The sequence below is a fragment of the Myxococcus sp. SDU36 genome (assembly GCF_030168875.1).
In the GTDB taxonomy this organism is placed as follows: domain Bacteria; phylum Myxococcota; class Myxococcia; order Myxococcales; family Myxococcaceae; genus Myxococcus; species Myxococcus vastator.
On record NZ_CP077414.1, the window covers coordinates 1,371,197 to 1,389,890 of the forward strand.

Below are 18,694 nucleotides of genomic sequence, written 5' to 3' on the forward strand. Positions count from 1 at the left end.
ATGTATAAAGTCGCCGGAGGATGAGGGAGCCCATGTCACCGCCTCGCTGGCTCGGCGCGGATACCCTGTGGCTTGCGGGCTGGCTCTCGCTGGCGCCGGCCGTGGGGAACGCGGCGGCCCCGCCGTCCGCCGTGGAGGCCCGGGTCGCGGACCGGGTGGTGGCCATCATCGAGGGCCAGGTGCTCACCTTGAGCGAGCTGCGCTTCGAGGCCCGGGTCGCGCTCCTCCAGCGAGGAGGCGTGCAGGCCCTGGAGTTTCCGCTCGACGAGGACACGCTCCGGGGGGCCCTGGAGTTCATCATCAACCAACGGGTCCAGGTCCTGAACGCCGACCGGCTGCAGGCCTTCCCGGCCGAGCCCGCGGAGGTCCAGGCGCGGGTGGAGGCGTTCCAGGCGGGGCTGGGAGGGGAGGCGGCCTTGAAGCGGTTCCTGTCCCGCCATGACGTGGACGTGCAGGGACTGGAGCGGGTGCTGGCCCGGGGGCTTCGGGCCGAGCGCATCCTCGACAGCCGTATCCGGCTGCGGGCGCAAGTGGGGGAGACCGAGGTCCGCCGCCACTTCGAGCAGCACGCGGACGAATATCCGGAAGGTTACGAGGCGGCGCGCGCCGCCATCCGGGAGAAGCTGGTTCGGGAGCGGTATGGGGCGCTGGCGGCGGAAGAGCTGGCGCAGGTGCGGGCCTCGGCGCAGGTGCGCCGCGTGGCGCCCTTTGCCCGGGAGGCAAGCCGATGAGGCGGATGCGCGAGGAGCCGGCGCCCGGCGCCCGGCACGGCTACATCATCCGGCAGATGATGTCGGAGGACCTGCCCGCGGTCATGCTGCTGGAGCAGGCCGCGTTCAAGAACCCCTGGTCCCAGGACCTGCTCAAGCGCGAACTCCAGCACGAATGGTCCACCATCCTCCTGGTGGAGGAGGCGCGGGAGTTGGACGGGCCGGAGCTGCTGGGGCTGGCCATCTTCTGGATTGTCCATGACGAGGTGCACGTGCTGAACGTGGCCACCGCGCCCAAGCACCGGCGCCGGGGCGTGGCGCGGGCCGTCATGGACGAGGTCCTGGAGCGGGGGAGGGCCAGGCGCTGCACCCTGGCGACCCTGGAGGTGCGCAAGAGCAACGAGGCTGCGCTCCAACTCTACCGGGCCTTCGGCTTCCGCCCCGTCGGCATCCGGCCGAACTACTACGTCGACGAGGGCGAGGACGCCGTCGTGATGGTCCTCGACTTCTAACCGCACGCGGAGTAGAGGACCGCCCCGTTGTAGACCCGCCGTGCGTGGAAGCGCCGAGCCGGGGAATGGGACCTGGGACCCTGGCCGGTTGTAGGCAAGGGACAGGCCGTGCTTGACACGGATGGGCCCCTTCCTATACTCGCGCGCCTTTCCGTAGTCCTGTAGGTAGATATGCGCCGCTTGGTGTCTCTGGCGGCGACGAACCCGAAGAAGAGGTATCAGTGCCGACCATTAGCCAGCTGGTCCGCAAGGGCCGCGAGAAGCTCGTCGTCAAGGGCAAGAGCCCCGCGCTCAAGGAGTCCCCTCAGAAGCGTGGCGTCTGCACGCGCGTGTACACCACGACCCCGAAGAAGCCGAACTCGGCCCTCCGCAAGGTGGCCCGTGTTCGTCTGACGAACGGGATCGAGGTCACGTCCTACATCCCCGGCGTGGGTCACAACCTCCAGGAGCACTCGGTGGTGATGATTCGCGGTGGCCGTGTGAAGGACCTCCCGGGCGTCCGCTACCACATCGTCCGTGGAACGCTGGACTCCGTGGGTGTCGCGGGTCGCAAGCAGAGCCGCTCCAAGTACGGCGCGAAGCGTCCGAGCTGATCGCTCGTCACGCGGATCACCTTCTGTAGCGCAGCGTCTGGACGCATGGCCCCGCACCCTGGGGAGCGTCCTTGTGAAGTTCCTCCTGCAGCAATTGAAGCCCCGTGGATTTCTCCCAATGGGAGTGGGGCGTAAGGGAAGAGAGAAGAGATGCCTCGCCGTCGCGTAGTCGCCAAGCGCAAGATTCTTCCGGATCCGAAGTTCCAGGACCGGCTCGTCACCAAGTTCGTCAACGACCTGATGCGGAAGGGCAAGAAGTCCATCGCGGAAGGCGTTTGCTACGGAGCCTTCGCCCTCATCGAGGAGCGCGCGAAGGAAGACCCCCTCAAGACCTTCAAGAAGGCCCTCGACAACGTCAAGCCGGTGCTCGAGGTCAAGAGCCGCCGCGTCGGTGGCGCCACCTACCAGGTGCCCGTCGAGGTCCGCCAGGACCGCCGCGTGGCGCTCGGCATGCGTTGGATCATCACCTACTCCAAGGCGCGTGGTGAGAAGACCATGCAGGAGAAGCTGGCCGGTGAGATCATGGACGCTGCCAACAACCGCGGCAACGCGGTGAAGAAGCGTGAAGACACGCACAAGATGGCGGAGGCCAACAAGGCCTTCGCTCACTACCGCTGGTAGGCCCTCGAGGCTTCGCGGTTGCCGCCCGGATGCAGAGGATGCATCCGGGCGGTTTTGTTAGATGTAGCAGGTTCTCTGAAATCGTCCGGCCGGCAGGTGTCGAGGCCTCGGGCCCGCCCTTCCTTCCTGGAGAGGTATTGAGTCATGGCCCGTGAGTACCCCCTCGAGCGCTACCGCAACATCGGCATCATGGCGCACATCGATGCCGGCAAGACGACGACCACGGAGCGCATCCTCTTCTACACCGGCGCCATCCACCGGATGGGCGAGGTGCACGAAGGCAACACCACCACCGACTGGATGGTCCAGGAGCGTGAGCGCGGCATCACCATCACGTCCGCCGCCATCTCCGCCTTCTGGCAGCGGCGCGACCAGCGCTACCGCGTCAACATCATCGACACGCCGGGACACGTGGACTTCACCATCGAGGTGGAGCGCAGCCTGCGCGTGCTGGACGGCGCCATCGCGGTGTTCGACGCGGTGAACGGCGTGGAGCCGCAGTCGGAGACGGTGTGGCGCCAGGCGGACAAGTACAAGGTTCCCCGCATCTGCTTCATCAACAAGATGGACCGGGTGGGCGCCGACTTCGAGATGTCCGTGGGAACCATCCGCGAGAAGCTGGGCGCGCGTGCGGTCCGCATGCAGCTGCCGCTGGGCGCGGAGGACAAGCACCGCGGCGTCATCGACCTGCTGAAGATGAAGGCCCTGGTGTTCCAGGACTCCGAGCAGGGCAGCCGCTACGACGAGACGGACATCCCAGAGGAGCTCAAGGAGGAGGCGGAAGCCGCCCGCGCCGAGCTGCTCGAGGCCGCGGCCGAGCAGGACGACGCGCTCACCGAGAAGTTCCTCGAGGGCGTGGAGCTGACCGAGGACGAAGTGCGTGGCGCCATCCGCAAGGGCTGCGTGGGCCTGAAGCTGTTCCCGGTGTTCTGCGGTTCGGCCTTTCGCCACAAGGGCGTGCAGCCGCTGCTGGACGCGGTGGTGGATTATCTGCCCAGTCCGCTGGAGGTGCCGCCCATCCACGGCAAGACGCCCAACGGCGAGGACGCCGTGCGAGAGACGCGGGACGACGCGCCCTTCAGCGCGCTGGCGTTCAAGATCATGAACGACCCCTCGTTCCAGTCCCAGACGCTGACCTTCCTCCGCGTCTACTCCGGCAAGCTGGAGGCGGGTTCGGCGGTGTGGAACTCGGTGAAGGGCAAGCGAGAGCGGGTCAGCCGGCTGGTGCAGATGCGCGCGGACAAGAAGGACGAAATCACCGAGTGCTACGCCGGTGATATCTGCGCGGTGGTGGGCCTGAAGCTGGCCGGCACGGGCGACACGCTCTGCGACGACAAGCAGCCCATCATCCTGGAGCGGATGGAGTTCCCCGAGCCCGTCATCGACATCGCCATCGAACCGAAGTCGACGGCGGACCAGGACAAGATCCTCCAGTCGCTGCAGCGCCTGGCCATGGAGGACCCGTCCTTCCGCGTGAAGACGAACGAGGAGACGGGGCAGACGCTCATCGCCGGCATGGGCGAGCTCCACCTGGAAATCATCGTCGACCGCCTCCTGCGCGAGTTCAAGGTCGACGCGAACATCGGCAAGCCCCAGGTGGCCTACCGCGAGACGGTCACCTCCCAGGTGGAGATGGAAGGGAAGTACATCCGCCAGACGGGCGGCCGAGGCCAGTACGGCCACATCTGGCTGCGCGTGGCCCCCAATGAGCCGGGGCAGGGCTTCTCCTTCGAGAACAAGGTCACCGGCGGCGCGGTGTCCAAGGAGTTCGTTGACGCGGTGAAGGCCGGATGCGCGGAGGCCATGCAGAACGGCCCGGTGGCCGGCTACCCCATGGTGGACGTGAAGGTGGAGGCCTTCGACGGCTCCATGCACGACGTGGACTCCAGCGAGATGGCGTTCAAGATCGCCGGCTCGCTGGCGTTCAAGGATGCCGTGCGCACGGCCACGCCCGTGCTCCTCGAGCCCATCATGAACTGCGAAATCGTCACGCCTGATGACTTCATGGGCGACGTCATCGGCGACCTGAACGGGCGCCGCGGGAAGGTGCAGGGGATGACTCCCCGGCCTGGCCGCGTGCAGGCCATCCAGGCGCAGGTGCCCCTGGCGGCCATGTTCGGCTACTCGACCGACCTGCGCAGCCGCAGCCAGGGAAGGGCGACGTACACCATGCAGTTCAGCCACTACGCGCCCGCGCCCAAGACGGCGCTCAACCGCTGAGTGGCTTCGGCTTGGCCCGGCCGCGGACCGGCCGGGCGATTTCAGTTGACGTTGTGGCGGGTTTGGAGCAGGACGCAGCACCTTCGCAGTTGTTTTCCGCGAGTCGAGACGTGCCGGGCTTCGGACCGGCAACCCCGTGAGGAGAGGCCATGGCCAAGGAGAAGTTCGAGCGTAACAAGCCCCACGTGAACATCGGCACGATCGGACACGTGGACCACGGCAAGACGTCGCTGACGGCCGCCATCACCAAGGTGCTGGCGAAGACGGGCGGCGCCACGTTTCTGGCGTACGACCAGATTGACAAGGCGCCGGAGGAGCGTGAGCGCGGCATCACCATCTCCACCGCGCACGTCGAGTACCAGACGGCGAACCGGCACTACGCCCACGTCGACTGCCCGGGTCACGCCGACTACGTGAAGAACATGATTACGGGCGCGGCGCAGATGGACGGCGCCATCCTGGTGGTGTCGGCGGCGGACGGGCCGATGCCGCAGACGCGTGAGCACATCCTGCTGGCGCGCCAGGTCGGCGTTCCGTACATCGTGGTCTTCCTGAACAAGGTGGACATGCTGGACGACCCCGAGCTGCGCGAGCTCGTGGAGATGGAAGTCCGCGACCTGCTCAAGAAGTACGAGTTCCCTGGCGACGACATCCCCATCGTCCCGGGCTCCGCGCTCAAGGCGCTGGAGGGTGACACCAGCGACATCGGCGAGCCGGCCGTGCTGAAGCTGATGGAGGCGGTGGACAGCTACATCCCGACGCCGCAGCGCGCGACGGACAAGCCCTTCCTGATGCCGGTGGAGGACGTGTTCTCCATCTCCGGCCGCGGCACGGTGGCCACCGGCCGCGTCGAGCGCGGTATCATCAAGGTCGGCGAGGAAGTGGAAGTCGTCGGCCTGCGTCCGACGCAGAAGACGGTCGTCACGGGCGTGGAGATGTTCCGCAAGCTGCTGGACCAGGGCATGGCGGGCGACAACATCGGCGCGCTGGTGCGTGGCCTGAAGCGCGAGGACATGGAGCGCGGCCAGGTGCTGGCCAAGCCGGGCAGCATCACCCCGCACACCAAGTTCAAGGCGCAGATTTACGTGCTGTCGAAGGAAGAGGGCGGCCGTCACACCCCGTTCTTCAAGGGGTACCGTCCGCAGTTCTACTTCCGCACCACGGACGTGACGGGCTCGGTGAAGCTGCCGGAGAACGTCGAAATGGTGATGCCGGGCGACAACATCGCCATCGAGGTGGAGCTCATCACCCCGGTGGCCATGGAGAAGGAGCTGCGCTTCGCGGTTCGCGAGGGCGGCCGCACGGTGGGCGCCGGCGTCGTGGCGGAAGTCGTCGAGTAGCCGAGACCCCCAACGGCTCCCTGGGTCCCTCAGATAGGGAATTTTCAGGGAGCCGATGGGAATCCAGTTGCACACCCTGGGGCGGGATGGTAGACACCGCGCCCCTTCGTTCTGAAGAAACGGCTCTGTGAAATCCAGGGGATGTCGGTCGTAACGCCCTCCCGCGGCAGAGGCAGAGTTCGTCCAAAGAGGTTCTTGCGAATGGCGACACAGAAGATCCGCATCCGGCTGAAGGCGTACGACTCGAAGCTCCTGGACCAGAGTGCGGGTGAGATCGTCGAGACGGCCAAGCGCACGGGCGCGAAGGTGGCCGGTCCGATCCCCCTTCCCACGCGCATCAACAAGTTCACGGTGCTGCGGTCTCCGCACGTGGACAAGAAGAGCCGTGAGCAGTTCGAGATCCGCACGCACAAGCGCCTGCTCGATATCCTCGAGCCCACGCAGCAGACGCTGGATGCGCTGATGAAGCTGGATCTGTCGGCTGGCGTTGACGTCGAGATCAAGTCCTAGGAAGCGGGTGGGCGTTCGAGTGGTTTCACTCCGACCCCCGCGAGGAAAGTGCCATGGCGAAGTTTGACGTAGTCGACCTGGATTTGAAGAAGGTGTCGGAGATTGAGCTCTCCGACGATGTCTTCGGCACCGAGCCGAACGCCCACCTGTTTTACGAGGTGGCGAAGATGCAGCAGATCAACCGGCGCCGCGGCACGGTCGGGGTGAAGAACACCTCGCTGGTCAGCGGCGGCGGCAAGAAGCCCTGGAAGCAGAAGGGCACCGGCCGCGCTCGTCAGGGCTCCATCCGCGCTTCCCACTGGGTGGGCGGCGGCAAGGCGATGGCTCCCAAGGCGCGCGACTACTTCTACCGCCCGCCCCGCAAGGTGCGCCGCGGCGCCCTGAAGTCCGCATTGTCCCTGCGGGCCCAGGAGAAGACGCTCATCATCCTGGACGGCTTCTCCCTGGATGCTCCGAAGAGCAAGCAGGCCTTCGAGGTCCTCACCAAGCGTCTGAAGCTCCAGAACGCCCTGGTGATTGACGACAAGGGCAACACCAACCTGCACCGCAGCGTGCGGAACCTGGCGAAGTTCGACGTGCTGCCGCCCGAGGGCTTGAACCTCGAGGCCGTTCTCCGGCACTCGCACCTCGTTCTTACGTCCGCGGCCGCGAAGACCCTCGAGGGGGCGCTGTCATGAATCTGAACGACGTCATCAAGGGCCCGCTCATCACCGAGAAGCTGGACAAGGCCCGCGAGAAGTTCCGCAAGTACTCGTTCATCGTCGACCGCAAGGCGACGAAGCACGACGTGGCCCGCGCGGTGGAGACGCTCTTCAAGGTCACCGTCGAGGGCGTGAACACCAACATCGTCCGCGGCAAGATCAAGCGGGTGGGTCGTAGCATCGGCAAGCGGCCCAACTTCAAGAAGGCGGTTGTGACGCTGAAGCAGGGCGACTCGATCGAACTCTTCGAGGGAGGGGCGGCCTGACGCCACGGCGTTAAGCCAGCCTGAGGAACACACCATGGGCATCAAGAAGTACAAGCCGACTAGCGCCGCCCGCCGTCTGATGACGGTGTCCGACTTCGCGGACATCACCAAGGACTCGCCCGAGAAGAGCCTCACCGAGCCGCTCAAGCGCTCCGGTGGTCGCAACGTCCACGGGCACATCACCCGCCGGCACCAGGGTGGCGGCCACAAGCGTCGCTACCGCGTCATCGACTTCAAGCGCCGGGACAAGGATGGCGTCCCCGCGAAGGTCGTGGCCGTCGAGTACGACCCGAACCGCACCGCCAACATCGCGCTGCTCCACTACGCGGACGGCGACAAGCGTTACATCCTCGCTCCGGTGGGCCTGAGCGTGGGTGACACGGTGTTCGCTGGCGAGGGCTCGGACATCCGGCCTGGCAACAGCCTTCCGCTGCAGAACATCCCGGTGGGTACGGTCATCCACAACGTGGAGCTGAAGCCGGGCCGTGGCGCCCAGGTCATCCGCTCCGCCGGCACGTCCGGCCAGCTGATGGCGAAGGAGGACCGCTACGCGCAGGTGCGCATGCCCTCCGGCACCGTCCGCAAGGTCCTCATCGAGTGCCGCGCCACCGTGGGCCAGGTGGGCAACATCGAGCACGAGATCATCCGTATCGGCAAGGCGGGTAAGAGCCGCTGGCTGGGCATCCGTCCCACCGTCCGCGGTCTGGCGATGAACCCGGTCGACCACCCGCACGGCGGTGGTGAAGGCAAGTCCGGTCAGGGTAACCCGCACCCTGTGTCCCCGTGGGGCAAGAAGACCAAGGGGCTCACCACGCGCACCAACAAGCGCACTGACAAGTTCATCGTCTCCGGCCGCCGCCAGGGCGCGCGCAGCCAGTAAGAGGATTCCATGGCTCGTTCGATCAAGAAGGGTCCGTTCGTTGACGACTTCCTCGTGAAGAAAATCGAGGACATGATCACGACGAACAAGAAGTCGGTCGTAAAGACGTGGTCCCGCCGCTCCACGATTCTTCCGGAGTTCGTGGGCCACACCTTCGCGGTGCACAACGGGAAGAAGTTCATCCCGGTGTTCGTCACGGAGAACATGGTTGGCCACAAGCTCGGCGAGTTCGCCCCGACGCGTACGTTCGGCGGTCACTCGGCGGAGAAGAAGGTCGCCAAGGCCCCGGGCAAGTAGCCTGGCGCATTGCCTGAGAGCCTGAGGAGAAGACCATGGAGTCGACTGCACATCTGCGTTTTCTGCGCATGAGCCCCCGCAAGATTTCTACCGTTGCGGAGCTCATCCGGGGCAAGCCTGTCGAGGCGGCCCTCAACATCCTGAAGTTCACCAAGCGCGCCGCGGCCAAGCCGGTGGAGATGCTCATCAAGAGCGCCGTGGCCAACGCGACTGACAAGTCCAAGGGCCAGGTCGACGTGGACACGCTCTACGTGAAGACCATCTCCGTGGACCAGGGTCCCACCCAGCGCCGGTTCATGCCGCGCGCCATGGGCCGGGCCACCCCCATCAAGAAGAAGACGGCCCACGTCCACGTGGTGCTCGCCGAGGCGAAGAAGTAGGACCCGTCGGGCCCTGCCCGGACGCTTCAAGGAGAATCACGTTGGGACAGAAAGTTCATCCGATCGGGTTCCGGCTTGGTGTCATCAAGACCTGGGACTCCAAGTGGTTCGAGCACAAGAACTACGCGCAGTGGCTCCACGAGGACATCCGCATCCGCGAGTTCGTGAAGAAGTCGCTGAACCACGCGGGCGTGTCGAAGGTGGAGATCGAGCGCGCGGCCAACAAGGTCAAGGTCAACGTCCACACCGCGCGGCCGGGCATCGTCATCGGCAAGCGTGGCGCGGGCATCGAGACGGTGAAGAAGGACCTCCAGCAGTTCACGAAGAACGAGGTCTTCCTCAACATCGTCGAGGTCCGCAAGGCGGAGACTGACGCGCAGCTGGTGGCGGAGAACATCGCCACGCAGCTCGAGCGCCGCATTGCCTTCCGCCGCGCCATGAAGAAGGCGCTGCAGACGGCGATGAAGTTCGGCGCCAAGGGCATCCGCGTCGCCTGCTCGGGCCGCCTCGGTGGCGCGGAGATGGCGCGCTACGAGTGGTACCGCGAGGGCCGCGTGCCCCTGCACACCCTGCGCGCGGACATTGACTACGGTTTCGCCGAGGCGAAGACGACCTACGGCAAGATCGGCTGCAAGGTCTGGGTCTGCAAGGGCGAGGTCCTCCCGGGCAAGGGTGGCCAGGCCCCCATGCCCTCCAACCGGTAACCAGCCCACCCGCGCCGGGCGCTCCCCCAAGGGGCGCCCGGGGCAGGGCGGCGAAGGACAGCGACGATGCTTCAGCCTGCTCGTACGAAGTACCGCAAGATGCACAAGGGCCGCATGCCTGGCAGTGCCCACCGGGGTAGCGACATGACCTACGGTGAGTACGGCCTGATGAGCCTCCAGCCGGGGTGGATCACCTCTCGGCAGATCGAGGCGGCTCGTATCGCGATGACGCGTCACGTGAAGCGTGGCGGCAAGATCTGGATCCGTATCTTCCCGGACAAGCCCATCACCAAGAAGCCCGCGGAGACCCGAATGGGTACCGGTAAGGGTGGCGTGGAGTACTACGTCGCGGTGGTGAAGCCCGGCCGCATCCTCTACGAGATGGAGGGGATGACGCCGGAAGTGGCCACTGGGGCGCTGAAGCTGGCGCAGGCGAAGCTGCCGGTGCTCACGAAGATCGTGACCCGCGCGGACCTGAGCCTCTAGGCACCGAGCGGCGGGGGCCGGTCCGTTGGACGGCTCCCTCTCGCATGGAGAGTGAAATGGCGACTGCGAAGGAATTGAAGGAACTGTCAGCGGACGACCTGAAGCAGCGCGCGGCCGAACTGCGTGCGACGCTGTTCCAGGACCAGCTGAAGCGGCGGACCGGTTCGCTGGACAACCCGGCTGAGCGCACCCAGCACCGGCGCGACCTGGCGCGGATCCTGACCGTGCTGACCCAGAAGACGAATGCCCAGGGCTGAACACCCACGACTCCAAGCGCGCTCAGCTGATAGCTGATAGAGGAGCGCGTGCGGCCATCCGGGCGCCAATGCCCGGGTGCATGAGAGACAGTGAGAGAGAAGATGGCTGAAGCGACCGAGACGCAGGCTGCCGAGACCTCCACCCGTGGCCGTCCCAAGACGCGCGTGGGGATTGTCACGTCCAACAAGATGCAGAAGACGGTGGTCGTCACCGTCCAGCGCCGGGCTCCGCACCCGAAGTACGGGAAGATCATGAGCCTGCGCGAGAAGTACAAGGCGCACGTGGAGGACCACGACTACCCCAAGAAGATCACCATCAACGAGGGTGATCGGGTCCGGATCGCCGAGACCAAGCCCGCTTCGAAGGACAAGCGTTGGCGCGTGGTCGAGGTGCTGGAGAAGAGCAAGAACGTCTAGCACGCATGCCCCTTCCGCGCGGCCGTGAGGCGGCGCGGGATGGTCACCGGCGACAGGAGATTTCCAGATGATTCAGATGACGAGCGTGCTCGACGTGGCGGACAACTCGGGCGCGAAGAAGGTGTTCTGCATCAAGGTGCTCGGCGGCTCGAAGCGCAAGTATGCGTCCATCGGCGACGTGATTGTCGTCTCGGTGCGCGAGGCGCTTCCCAACTCGAAGGTGAAGAAGGGTGACGTGGCCAAGGCCGTCATCGTTCGCACCAGGCGCGAGGTGGGTCGTCCGGACGGCAGCTACATCAAGTTCGACGGCAACTCCGCGGTCCTCATCAACAAGGACATGGAGCCCATTGGTACGCGTATCTTCGGGCCGGTGGCCCGTGAGCTCCGCGCCCGCAAGTTCATGAAGATCATCTCGCTGGCGCCCGAAGTCCTCTGAGAGGACGGCAGGCCGGACGGCGAGCAGCCAGAGAGAGGAAGCCATGCAGAAGCTGAAGGTAGGAGACACGGTCCAGGTCATGGCCGGGGCCGAGGCCTCCGAGAAGAACCCGGCGACCAAGCGCGGCAAGGTGCTGAAGATCGATCGCGAGGCTGAGCGCGTGACGGTCGAGGGCCTGCGCCTGGTCAAGCGTCACATGAAGAAGACGCCCCAGAGCCCTGAAGGCGGCATCGTCGAGAAGCCGGGCACGATCGCGCTGGCGAACGTGCAGGTGGTTTGCGTCAAGTGCGACAAGCCGACCCGGGTGGGCATCCGTACTGAAGGTGAAGAGGGCAAGAAGAAGCGGTTCTGCAAGAACTGCGACGCCCTGATTGACTAGGTGTCCGCGTTGGTGCATGTATGCGCGCCCTTTGCCCACCCCGGTGGTGGCGAAGGGCGGGCGTGCAGGCATGGAGGCCCCGTGGAGCAACAGGGGCCCTCGCGGTGTTTCCAGGTTCCATACGAAGGACTGATCGGGCGCGCTGGGTCCACGACGGCGCCCCGAAGCAGAGGACAGGACGATGGCTGACGAGAAGAAGGCCGAGCAGAAGGAAAAGAAGGCGAAGCGGGGCAAGAAGGAAGAGGCCAAGAAGGTTGGCTTCGCCGCCAACATCGAGGAAGGCCTGGAGTCCAAGCCGGCCCGTCTGAAGGTGCGTTTCTTCAAGGAAGGTGTTCCGTCCCTCCTGAAGGAGCTGAGCCTGAAGAACCCGATGCAGGTTCCCCGGCTGGAGAAGATCGTCGTCAACATGGGTCTGGGCGAGGCGCTCGCCAACAACAAGATCCTGGAGTCGGCGGTGGACCAGCTCGCGGCGATCACCGGTCAGAAGCCGATCGTCACGCGCGCCCGGAAGTCCATCGCGAACTTCAAGCTGCGCCAGGGGCAGGCCATCGGTGCCGCCGTCACGCTGCGCGGCGACCGCATGTACGAGTTCATGGACCGCCTCATCACCGTGGCGCTGCCGCGCGTGCGTGACTTCAAGGGCGTGTCCCCCAAGGCGTTCGACGGGAAGGGCAACTACACGCTCGGCGTGCGCGAGCAGATCATCTTCCCTGAGATCAACTACGACCAGATCGAGAAGGTGAAGGGGCTCAACATCAGCTTCGTCACCACTGCGGCCAACGACGAGCAGGGGCTGGCGCTGATGCGTCACTTCGGCATGCCGTTCCGTCAGTAAGCCCTCGAGCCAAGGACCCGACGAAACATGGCCAAGCTCTCCAAGATCGCCCAGGCAAAGCGCAAGCCGAAGTTCTCGGTGCGCCAGTACAACCGCTGCCCGCTGTGTGGCCGGCCGCGCGCGTTCCTGCGCAAGTTCAAGATGTGCCGTATCTGCCTCCGCAATCGCGCCCTCCGCGGCGAGATCACCGGCGTTACCAAGTCGTCCTGGTAGCCGGAAGGGCAGGGTGCTTGGCGGGCCTCACCGGCCGGCCAGGCACATTGAAGCAGGAAGTTCGTAGTGGCGGTCAGCGCGAACCCCCGGGATGGGCCCGGCAGGCGCGGTGGCCGCGAACGCGAGGCGCTCGGTACGAGGCCTCGGTTTGGAAGGTATCCCATGCCGGTCAATGATCCCGTCGGCGACATGCTGACCCGCCTGCGCAATGCGTCGCGCGCGCGTCACGACAAGGTCGTCATCCCCCACTCGAAGCTCAAGCTCGAGATCATCAAGGTCCTCAAGGACGAGGGCTACATCGGCGAGTTCGTGGTGCACGAGCAGACGGTGCAGAACAAGCGCACGGTGTTCCCGGAGATCTCCGTGCAGTTGAAGTACGGTCCGGACCGGGCGCCTGCCATCACCGGTATCCGCCGCGTGTCGAAGCCGGGCCTGCGCCGCTACGCCGCCGTGCGTGAGATTCCGCAGGTGCTGGGTGGTCTGGGCATCTCCATCCTCTCCACCTCGCGTGGCATCATGGTGGATTCCGAGGCCCGCAAGCAGAAGGTCGGCGGCGAGCTGCTCTGCACCGTCTACTAGCCAGCCGCCCGGGTGCGGCGCCCCGCGAGGGAGCGCGCCCCAGGCACACAGGACCGAGGCAACCATGAGTCGGATTGGAAAACTGGCGATCAAGCTCGGCGACAAGACGAAGGCCGTCGTCGCCGGCGAGCAGGTGAACTTCGAGGGCCCCAAGGGCAAGCTGTCGGTGAAGCTGCCTGGCAAGGTCAAGGTCGAGATCAAGGACGGTCAGATGACCGTGCAGCGTGTGGATGACTCGCGCGAGGCGCGCAGCATGCACGGGCTGACCCGGACCATCCTCGCGAACGCTGCGAAGGGTGTGAGCACGGGCTTCGAGAAGAAGCTGGACATCCGCGGCGTTGGCTTCCGCGCCGAGGTGAAGGGCAAGGCCATTCACTTCGCGCTGGGCTACTCGCACCCGGTGGTCTTCAACCTGCCCGAGGGCGTGACCGCTGAAGTCGACAAGGCGCCGCGCAACGAGGACAGCCTGCCCACCGTGGGCCTGACGCTCCGTTCTTCGGACAAGGAAGTGCTGGGCGCGACGGCGGTGAACATCCGCTCGCTGCGTCCGCCAGAGCCCTACAAGGGCAAGGGCATCAAGTACTCCGAGGAGCGCATCCGCCGCAAGGAGGGCAAGACCGGTACGACCTAGTCGTCCCGTCTTTCCTGAGTGTTCCAAACTCCACCAGGTCCTCTGGGCCTGGTGGCATCATCCGGCGGCGGAAGGCCGCATCGCCTCCGGACGGAAAAGGAAGCAGCCATGCCTACGAAGATCGAAGCCCGTCTCAAGAGGAAGAACCGCATCCGCAAGAAGCTGTCGGGCACGACAGAGCGGCCGCGGCTCACCGTCTACAAGAGCCTCAAGCACATCTATGCGCAGGTGGTGGACGACACCACGGGCAAGACGCTTGCGTTTGCTTCGTCGCTGTCCAAGGACCTGAAGGGTCAGGACGAGGGCGACAAGAAGGCGGACGCGAAGCGTGTGGGTTCCCTGATTGCGCAGAAGTGCAAGGCCGCCAACGTCGAAGCGGTGGTGTTCGACCGCAACGGCTTCCCTTATCACGGGCGCATCGCCGCCGTGGCCGACGCCGCGCGCGAGGCCGGGCTGAAGTTCTAAGAATTCGAAAGGAATCCCCCAAGTGGCAACTCCGATCAATCCGAACGATCTGGACCTCACCGACCGCGTGGTGAATATCAACCGCGTGGCCAAGGTCGTGAAGGGCGGCCGCCGTTTCTCGTTCGCCGCCCTGGTGGTGGTGGGGGACGGCGCCGGACACGTGGGCGTCGGCCTGGGTAAGGCCAACGAAGTCCCCGAGGCCATCCGCAAGGGTGGTGAGAACGCGAAGAAGAACCTGTTCCGCGTCCCGCTCGTGGGTCACACCATTCCGCACGAGGTGCTCGGGCACTTCGGCGCTGGCTGGGTGCTTCTGAAGCCGGCCAGCCAGGGTACGGGCGTCATCGCCGGCGGCGCGGTTCGCGCGGTGCTGGAGGCGGCGGGCATCCGGAACATCCTGACCAAGAGCCAGGGTTCGCGGAACCCGCACAATGTGCTGAAGGCCACTGTCGCGGGCCTGAAGCTGCTGCGCAGCGCGGAGCAGGTTTCGCGTCTCCGCGGCAAGGACGTCGAGCCGGCGAAGCTCGCCGGGGAGCAGAGGGGCTAGCCCATGGCGCTCAAGGTGAAGCTGGTGAAGAGCTTTTCGGGGTCGTCCAGCGAGATGCTGGACACCATCCGTGGGCTGGGCCTGAAGAAGTTCGGTGACGAGCGGCTCCTCAAGGACACGCCTGCGATTCGCGGGATGGCGTTCAAGGTGAAGCACCTGGTCACCCTGGAAACCGTTTCCGACGAGGCGCCGGCGCCCAAGCGCCGTAAGCCCGCCAAGATTGCCCTGCGGGAGCGGGCGATCGCGTATCAGGCCAAGCAGCACAAGGCCTGAGTCACGAGAGGATCGAGACGATGAGCACTCTGAACAAACTGCAGCGTCCGGCGCGCTCGTGGCACCGCAAGAAGCGCGTGGGCCGCGGCCAGGGTAGTGGTCTTGGCAAGACGGCCGGCCGCGGTGGTAAGGGCCAGAAGGCCCGCAGCGGCAACATGCGGTTCGAAGGCTTCGAGGGCGGCCAGAGCCCCCTGCAGCGGCGCTTGCCGAAGTTTGGCTTCACGCCGCCGAACCGGACCGCCTACGCGGTCGTCAACCTGTCGGACCTCGAGCAGCACTTCGATGCCGGCGCCACGGCGGACGTGGAGACGCTGCGCAAGGTCGGTCTGGTCAAGGGCCGCTACCACGGTGTGAAGCTGCTGGCCCGCGGCGAGCTGACCAAGAAGGTCACCGTGGTCGTGCACAAGGCTTCTGAGGCGGCGAAGGCTGCCATCCAGAAGGCGGGCGGCGCGGTGGAAGAGATTCCGCTGGTGGCCCACAAGCCGGAGTCCGCGGCCAAGGCGCACGCTGGCAAGGGCGTCAAGGCTCCCCGGCAGCCCAAGGCCTGAGCGTGTCTGGCGCGCATCACTTGCTAGTGGTGCGCGCAGTTTCGCTTGTGTAGGCTTCTGCGCCCCTTTCCCGCTCGTGGAACAGGGGCGTTTTGTCGTCCTGGCAGAACCCTCTCGAAGAGGATGGCTACCCCGTGGCTCTGAACGCCTTCGCCAACGTCTTCCGTATCGCTGAGCTGCGCAGTCGGCTCGCGTATACGCTCGCGCTGCTCGCCGTCTATCGCATCGGCATCTTCATCAACACGCCAGGCGTGGACCGTTCGGCGATGAACGCGTTCATGGACGCCCAGAAGCAGTCGGGCGGCCTCGTCTCGCTGTTCAACCTCTTCTCCGGCGGCGCGCTGGAGCAGATGTCCATCTTCGGATTGGGCATCATGCCGTACGTCAGCGCCTCCATCATCATGCAGTTGCTCGCCGTCGTGGTACCCAGCCTGGAGCGGCTGCAGAAGGAAGGCGCCGGCGGCCGGCAGAAGATAAACCAGTACACCCGCTACGGCACGATCGCGCTGTCCATCGTGCAGGGCATCGGCATCTCGCGGTGGCTGGCGTCGCTGGGCCGCTCCGACGGTGGCCAGAGCGGCTTCACCCAGGTGGTCGTCCCCGACGACAGCGTGTGGTTCACCTTCATGACGGTGGTCAGCCTCACGGCCGGCACGGCCTTCATCATGTGGCTGGGTGAGCGCATCACCGAGCGCGGCATCGGCAACGGTATCTCGCTCATCATCTTCGCCGGTATCGTGGCGGGTCTGCTCCCGGGCGCGAAGCAGCTGATGGACCTGACCCGTCAGGACGTCATCTCCGTGGCCGAGGTGTTGGCGCTGGTCTTCTTCATGCTCGTCATCATCGCCGCGGTCGTCTATGTCGAGCGCGGCATGCGGCGCATCCCCATCCAGTACGCCAAGCGGATGGCGGGACGCCGGATGTTCGCCGGCCAGGCGACGTACTTCCCGATGAAGGTGAACACCTCGGGCGTGATTCCGCCCATCTTCGCGGGCGCCGTGCTGTCGTTCCCGGCCACGCTGGGGACCTGGTTCCCGTTCCTGCAGGGCTTCCAGCGTGCCATCGAAGGCAACCTGTGGATCTACAACGGGTTGTTCGTCGTGATGGTCATCTTCTTCGCCTACTTCTACACGGCGCTGACGTTCCGGCCGGACGATGTGGCGGACAACATCAAGAAGCAGGGTGGCTACATCCCAGGCATCCGTCCGGGCCGTCAGACGGCGGAGTTCATCGAGCGCGTGCTCAACCGGCTCACGTTTGGTGGCGCCATCTATCTGTCGGTCGTCTGCGTGATTCCGTCGGTCATCAGCGGCCTGCTGGGGGTGCGGTTCACCTTCGGCGGTACGGCGCTGCTGATCGTCGTGGGTGTGGCGCTGGATACGGTGCAGCAGATTGAGGGGCACCTCATCAGTCGTAACTACGAGGGCTTCGCCGGCCCTCGCGGCCCGCGCATCCGGGGCCGGGTGCGCGTGGCGGCCTGAGCCTCCGCGCGGGCGTTCCGGGCGCCTCTCCCCGTCGCGGGGAGGGGCGCCTCGTCGTTCCCAGGCCAGGTGATGGTCAAGGATATTCGCTGGTGCACACGGAGCGCGCTCGGGGGTTTGAGTCCTACGACTTCCGTGCCTTCCTTCGGAGCTGAGAGGACACATGAACCTGATCCTGTTGGGGCCGCCGAACGCGGGGAAGGGGACGCAGGCGAAGAGATTGTTCGCCGACTTCCAAATCCCCCAGATCTCCACCGGGGACATCCTCCGCAAGGCAGTCGCGGAGGGCACGGAGCTGGGTAAGGTGGCCGGCCCGCTGATGGCGGCCGGGCAGTACGTCCCAGACGAGGTCGTGATTGGTATCGTCGAAGAGCGCCTCAAGGAGGCGGACGTGGCCAAGGGCTTCGTCCTGGATGGCTTCCCACGCACGCCGGGACAGGCGGACGCGTTGGACAAGATGCTGAACCGCCTGGGCAAGCAGCTGAGCGCCGTCATCTCGCTGGAGGTGCCGCACGCGAAGCTGGTGGAGCGGGGCTCCGGACGGCGGGTCTGCCCGGCGGACGGCAGCGTCTACCACGTCTACCAGAGCCCTCCGAAGCGGGCGGGGTACTGTGACAAGTGCAACACCGGGCTCGTCCAGCGCCCGGATGACATGCCCGAGGTCATTGAAAAGCGGCTCCAGAAGTATGATTCGGAGACGGCGCCGCTGAAGGCCTTCTATGAGAAGAAGGGCCTGCTCAAGAGCGTGGACGGCGTGGGAACACCGGAGGGCATCTACGAGGAAATCAGGGCCGCGGCGGGCACGTCCTGATCCGCCTGGCAGTCAGGAAAGGGCCAGGTGGGTGCCCGCTCACCGGCTTGCCGCGCCAGGGGCGGAGCTTGCTTTTCCCGGACACGGGGAGCTCCGGCCTGGGGCGGCCTGGACTCCCGTGAGGGAAGGGCGCAAGTTCACCCCTCAGTCAGAGGACTCGATCCAGGGATGGGCCTTGACGGGGGCTGACAGGAAGAGTTGATTTTGCCGTGACTGCGGGTGAAATAGTCCGCCGTTATGTGGGGTTGGTAGGAATCCAAGTTTTGCAGTCGCGCGGCGCTTGCCACTTGCGGACCAAAGTGCTATCCCGCCGCGCTTCCAAGAGGTTCGTGGTCCGGGGAAGAGAGTCTGACGCTTGCCGAAGGATGATTCCATCGAAGTTGAGGGGACCGTGATGGAGCCCCTCCCGAACGCGATGTTCCGCGTGGTGCTGGACAATGGCCACAAGGTGCTCGCGCACATCTCGGGCAAGATGAGGATGCACTTCATCCGCATCCTCCCGGGTGACAAAGTGAAGGTCGAGCTGTCTCCATACGACCTGACGCGCGGTCGGATCACGTACCGGGCGAAGTAGTAGGGTGTTCCCGCCTGGGAATGGTGGGCCG

Annotated in this window: 29 protein-coding genes; all 29 read left to right on the forward strand. The window is 65.6% G+C overall.

The window, feature by feature from the left end; translation table 11 throughout:
- Positions 1-32: 32 nt before the first annotated feature.
- The 29 genes from KGD87_RS05670 to infA all read left to right on the forward strand — a co-directional run bounded on the left by KGD87_RS05670 (position 33) and on the right by infA (position 18,663).
- Entirely contained in the window at positions 33-731 is a 699-nt protein-coding gene (locus tag KGD87_RS05670; RefSeq protein ID WP_284666499.1) for a hypothetical protein, read from the forward strand.
- Positions 728-1,222: a ribosomal protein S18-alanine N-acetyltransferase gene (gene rimI / locus KGD87_RS05675; RefSeq protein ID WP_284666500.1), complete on the forward strand. Its 495-nt coding sequence runs from the start codon at positions 728-730 to the stop codon at positions 1,220-1,222. The genes KGD87_RS05670 and rimI overlap by 4 nt, the downstream gene beginning before the upstream one ends.
- 221 nt (positions 1,223-1,443) lie before the next feature.
- On the forward strand, positions 1,444-1,815 hold the full coding sequence (gene rpsL, locus KGD87_RS05680) for a 30S ribosomal protein S12 (RefSeq protein ID WP_002637381.1): 372 nt from the start codon (positions 1,444-1,446) through the stop codon (positions 1,813-1,815).
- A 150-nt stretch (positions 1,816-1,965) separates the two neighbouring features.
- Complete coding sequence (gene rpsG, locus KGD87_RS05685) at positions 1,966-2,436, forward strand: 30S ribosomal protein S7 (protein WP_011553340.1); 471 nt, start codon at positions 1,966-1,968, stop codon at positions 2,434-2,436.
- A gap of 144 nt (positions 2,437-2,580) precedes the next feature.
- Positions 2,581-4,656, forward strand: coding sequence for an elongation factor G (gene fusA / locus KGD87_RS05690; protein ID WP_284666501.1), 2,076 nt, complete (start codon positions 2,581-2,583; stop codon positions 4,654-4,656).
- Positions 4,657-4,805: 149 nt separating this feature from the next.
- On the forward strand, positions 4,806-5,996 hold the full coding sequence (tuf, locus tag KGD87_RS05695; RefSeq protein ID WP_284666502.1) for an elongation factor Tu: 1,191 nt from the start codon (positions 4,806-4,808) through the stop codon (positions 5,994-5,996).
- A 201-nt stretch (positions 5,997-6,197) separates the two neighbouring features.
- Positions 6,198-6,506, forward strand: a complete 309-nt coding sequence (gene rpsJ, locus KGD87_RS05700) for a 30S ribosomal protein S10 (protein WP_002633608.1) — start codon at positions 6,198-6,200, stop codon at positions 6,504-6,506.
- A 53-nt stretch (positions 6,507-6,559) separates the two neighbouring features.
- Entirely contained in the window at positions 6,560-7,183 is a 624-nt protein-coding gene (gene rplD, locus KGD87_RS05705; RefSeq protein WP_002633607.1) for a 50S ribosomal protein L4, read from the forward strand.
- Positions 7,180-7,473: a 50S ribosomal protein L23 gene (locus KGD87_RS05710; protein WP_163779817.1), complete on the forward strand. Its 294-nt coding sequence runs from the start codon at positions 7,180-7,182 to the stop codon at positions 7,471-7,473. Before rplD ends, KGD87_RS05710 begins: the two co-directional genes overlap by 4 nt.
- Before the next feature lie 34 nt (positions 7,474-7,507).
- Positions 7,508-8,353: a 50S ribosomal protein L2 gene (gene rplB, locus KGD87_RS05715; RefSeq protein ID WP_002633605.1), complete on the forward strand. Its 846-nt coding sequence runs from the start codon at positions 7,508-7,510 to the stop codon at positions 8,351-8,353.
- 9 nt (positions 8,354-8,362) lie between these two features.
- Positions 8,363-8,650: a 30S ribosomal protein S19 gene (rpsS, locus tag KGD87_RS05720; protein WP_163779819.1), complete on the forward strand. Its 288-nt coding sequence runs from the start codon at positions 8,363-8,365 to the stop codon at positions 8,648-8,650.
- Between the two features lie 35 nt (positions 8,651-8,685).
- Entirely contained in the window at positions 8,686-9,030 is a 345-nt protein-coding gene (gene rplV, locus KGD87_RS05725; protein ID WP_163779821.1) for a 50S ribosomal protein L22, read from the forward strand.
- 41 nt (positions 9,031-9,071) lie between these two features.
- Positions 9,072-9,734, forward strand: coding sequence for a 30S ribosomal protein S3 (gene rpsC, locus KGD87_RS05730; protein ID WP_002633602.1), 663 nt, complete (start codon positions 9,072-9,074; stop codon positions 9,732-9,734).
- A gap of 66 nt (positions 9,735-9,800) precedes the next feature.
- Complete coding sequence (gene rplP, locus KGD87_RS05735; protein WP_163779823.1) at positions 9,801-10,220, forward strand: 50S ribosomal protein L16; 420 nt, start codon at positions 9,801-9,803, stop codon at positions 10,218-10,220.
- A 44-nt stretch (positions 10,221-10,264) separates the two neighbouring features.
- Positions 10,265-10,477: a 50S ribosomal protein L29 gene (gene rpmC, locus KGD87_RS05740; RefSeq protein ID WP_284666503.1), complete on the forward strand. Its 213-nt coding sequence runs from the start codon at positions 10,265-10,267 to the stop codon at positions 10,475-10,477.
- Positions 10,478-10,567: 90 nt separating this feature from the next.
- Entirely contained in the window at positions 10,568-10,894 is a 327-nt protein-coding gene (gene rpsQ, locus KGD87_RS05745) for a 30S ribosomal protein S17 (protein ID WP_176410557.1), read from the forward strand.
- 67 nt (positions 10,895-10,961) lie between these two features.
- On the forward strand, positions 10,962-11,330 hold the full coding sequence (gene rplN / locus KGD87_RS05750) for a 50S ribosomal protein L14 (protein ID WP_163779830.1): 369 nt from the start codon (positions 10,962-10,964) through the stop codon (positions 11,328-11,330).
- Positions 11,331-11,373: 43 nt separating this feature from the next.
- Positions 11,374-11,709, forward strand: a complete 336-nt coding sequence (gene rplX, locus KGD87_RS05755) for a 50S ribosomal protein L24 (RefSeq protein ID WP_002633597.1) — start codon at positions 11,374-11,376, stop codon at positions 11,707-11,709.
- Between the two features lie 181 nt (positions 11,710-11,890).
- Positions 11,891-12,544, forward strand: coding sequence for a 50S ribosomal protein L5 (rplE, locus tag KGD87_RS05760; RefSeq protein ID WP_140791180.1), 654 nt, complete (start codon positions 11,891-11,893; stop codon positions 12,542-12,544).
- Between the two features lie 27 nt (positions 12,545-12,571).
- Complete coding sequence (locus KGD87_RS05765; protein WP_002633595.1) at positions 12,572-12,757, forward strand: type Z 30S ribosomal protein S14; 186 nt, start codon at positions 12,572-12,574, stop codon at positions 12,755-12,757.
- A 162-nt stretch (positions 12,758-12,919) separates the two neighbouring features.
- Positions 12,920-13,336, forward strand: a complete 417-nt coding sequence (gene rpsH / locus KGD87_RS05770) for a 30S ribosomal protein S8 (protein WP_140791182.1) — start codon at positions 12,920-12,922, stop codon at positions 13,334-13,336.
- A gap of 64 nt (positions 13,337-13,400) precedes the next feature.
- The gene (gene rplF, locus KGD87_RS05775) at positions 13,401-13,967 is read left to right on the forward strand and encodes a 50S ribosomal protein L6 (protein ID WP_284666504.1); all 567 of its coding nucleotides are present in this window, start codon (positions 13,401-13,403) and stop codon (positions 13,965-13,967) included.
- Between the two features lie 108 nt (positions 13,968-14,075).
- Positions 14,076-14,432 carry a 50S ribosomal protein L18 gene (gene rplR / locus KGD87_RS05780; RefSeq protein ID WP_002633592.1) on the forward strand — a complete coding sequence of 119 codons (357 nt, stop codon included), beginning with the start codon at positions 14,076-14,078 and terminating at the stop codon, positions 14,430-14,432.
- A 22-nt stretch (positions 14,433-14,454) separates the two neighbouring features.
- Entirely contained in the window at positions 14,455-14,976 is a 522-nt protein-coding gene (rpsE, locus tag KGD87_RS05785; RefSeq protein ID WP_140791186.1) for a 30S ribosomal protein S5, read from the forward strand.
- Between the two features lie 3 nt (positions 14,977-14,979).
- A complete protein-coding gene (gene rpmD, locus KGD87_RS05790; RefSeq protein WP_163779831.1) occupies positions 14,980-15,249 on the forward strand; it encodes a 50S ribosomal protein L30 in 270 nt (89 codons plus the stop codon).
- A gap of 20 nt (positions 15,250-15,269) precedes the next feature.
- Positions 15,270-15,797, forward strand: a complete 528-nt coding sequence (gene rplO, locus KGD87_RS05795) for a 50S ribosomal protein L15 (protein WP_284666505.1) — start codon at positions 15,270-15,272, stop codon at positions 15,795-15,797.
- Positions 15,798-15,931: 134 nt separating this feature from the next.
- Complete coding sequence (gene secY, locus KGD87_RS05800; protein WP_284666506.1) at positions 15,932-17,278, forward strand: preprotein translocase subunit SecY; 1,347 nt, start codon at positions 15,932-15,934, stop codon at positions 17,276-17,278.
- A gap of 163 nt (positions 17,279-17,441) precedes the next feature.
- Positions 17,442-18,089: an adenylate kinase gene (locus KGD87_RS05805; protein WP_284666507.1), complete on the forward strand. Its 648-nt coding sequence runs from the start codon at positions 17,442-17,444 to the stop codon at positions 18,087-18,089.
- Between the two features lie 355 nt (positions 18,090-18,444).
- The gene (infA, locus tag KGD87_RS05810; protein ID WP_002614803.1) at positions 18,445-18,663 is read left to right on the forward strand and encodes a translation initiation factor IF-1; all 219 of its coding nucleotides are present in this window, start codon (positions 18,445-18,447) and stop codon (positions 18,661-18,663) included.
- The last annotated feature ends 31 nt before the right edge of the window (positions 18,664-18,694 follow it).

What these genes read in the sequence shown, in the direction of transcription:
- KGD87_RS05670 (WP_284666499.1), top strand. Translation starts at nt 33, where the DNA reads ATGTCACCGCCTCGCTGGCTCGGCGCGGATACCCTGTGGCTTGCGGGC.
- rimI (WP_284666500.1), top strand. Translation starts at nt 728, where the DNA reads ATGAGGCGGATGCGCGAGGAGCCGGCGCCCGGCGCCCGGCACGGCTAC.
- rpsG (WP_011553340.1), top strand. Translation starts at nt 1,966, where the DNA reads ATGCCTCGCCGTCGCGTAGTCGCCAAGCGCAAGATTCTTCCGGATCCG.
- fusA (WP_284666501.1), top strand. Translation starts at nt 2,581, where the DNA reads ATGGCCCGTGAGTACCCCCTCGAGCGCTACCGCAACATCGGCATCATG.
- tuf (WP_284666502.1), top strand. Translation starts at nt 4,806, where the DNA reads ATGGCCAAGGAGAAGTTCGAGCGTAACAAGCCCCACGTGAACATCGGC.
- rpsJ (WP_002633608.1), top strand. Translation starts at nt 6,198, where the DNA reads ATGGCGACACAGAAGATCCGCATCCGGCTGAAGGCGTACGACTCGAAG.
- rplD (WP_002633607.1), top strand. Translation starts at nt 6,560, where the DNA reads ATGGCGAAGTTTGACGTAGTCGACCTGGATTTGAAGAAGGTGTCGGAG.
- KGD87_RS05710 (WP_163779817.1), top strand. Translation starts at nt 7,180, where the DNA reads ATGAATCTGAACGACGTCATCAAGGGCCCGCTCATCACCGAGAAGCTG.
- rplB (WP_002633605.1), top strand. Translation starts at nt 7,508, where the DNA reads ATGGGCATCAAGAAGTACAAGCCGACTAGCGCCGCCCGCCGTCTGATG.
- rpsS (WP_163779819.1), top strand. Translation starts at nt 8,363, where the DNA reads ATGGCTCGTTCGATCAAGAAGGGTCCGTTCGTTGACGACTTCCTCGTG.
- rplV (WP_163779821.1), top strand. Translation starts at nt 8,686, where the DNA reads ATGGAGTCGACTGCACATCTGCGTTTTCTGCGCATGAGCCCCCGCAAG.
- rplP (WP_163779823.1), top strand. Translation starts at nt 9,801, where the DNA reads ATGCTTCAGCCTGCTCGTACGAAGTACCGCAAGATGCACAAGGGCCGC.
- rpmC (WP_284666503.1), top strand. Translation starts at nt 10,265, where the DNA reads ATGGAGAGTGAAATGGCGACTGCGAAGGAATTGAAGGAACTGTCAGCG.
- rplN (WP_163779830.1), top strand. Translation starts at nt 10,962, where the DNA reads ATGATTCAGATGACGAGCGTGCTCGACGTGGCGGACAACTCGGGCGCG.
- rplX (WP_002633597.1), top strand. Translation starts at nt 11,374, where the DNA reads ATGCAGAAGCTGAAGGTAGGAGACACGGTCCAGGTCATGGCCGGGGCC.
- rplE (WP_140791180.1), top strand. Translation starts at nt 11,891, where the DNA reads ATGGCTGACGAGAAGAAGGCCGAGCAGAAGGAAAAGAAGGCGAAGCGG.
- KGD87_RS05765 (WP_002633595.1), top strand. Translation starts at nt 12,572, where the DNA reads ATGGCCAAGCTCTCCAAGATCGCCCAGGCAAAGCGCAAGCCGAAGTTC.
- rpsH (WP_140791182.1), top strand. Translation starts at nt 12,920, where the DNA reads ATGCCGGTCAATGATCCCGTCGGCGACATGCTGACCCGCCTGCGCAAT.
- rplF (WP_284666504.1), top strand. Translation starts at nt 13,401, where the DNA reads ATGAGTCGGATTGGAAAACTGGCGATCAAGCTCGGCGACAAGACGAAG.
- rplR (WP_002633592.1), top strand. Translation starts at nt 14,076, where the DNA reads ATGCCTACGAAGATCGAAGCCCGTCTCAAGAGGAAGAACCGCATCCGC.
- rpmD (WP_163779831.1), top strand. Translation starts at nt 14,980, where the DNA reads ATGGCGCTCAAGGTGAAGCTGGTGAAGAGCTTTTCGGGGTCGTCCAGC.
- rplO (WP_284666505.1), top strand. Translation starts at nt 15,270, where the DNA reads ATGAGCACTCTGAACAAACTGCAGCGTCCGGCGCGCTCGTGGCACCGC.
- KGD87_RS05805 (WP_284666507.1), top strand. Translation starts at nt 17,442, where the DNA reads ATGAACCTGATCCTGTTGGGGCCGCCGAACGCGGGGAAGGGGACGCAG.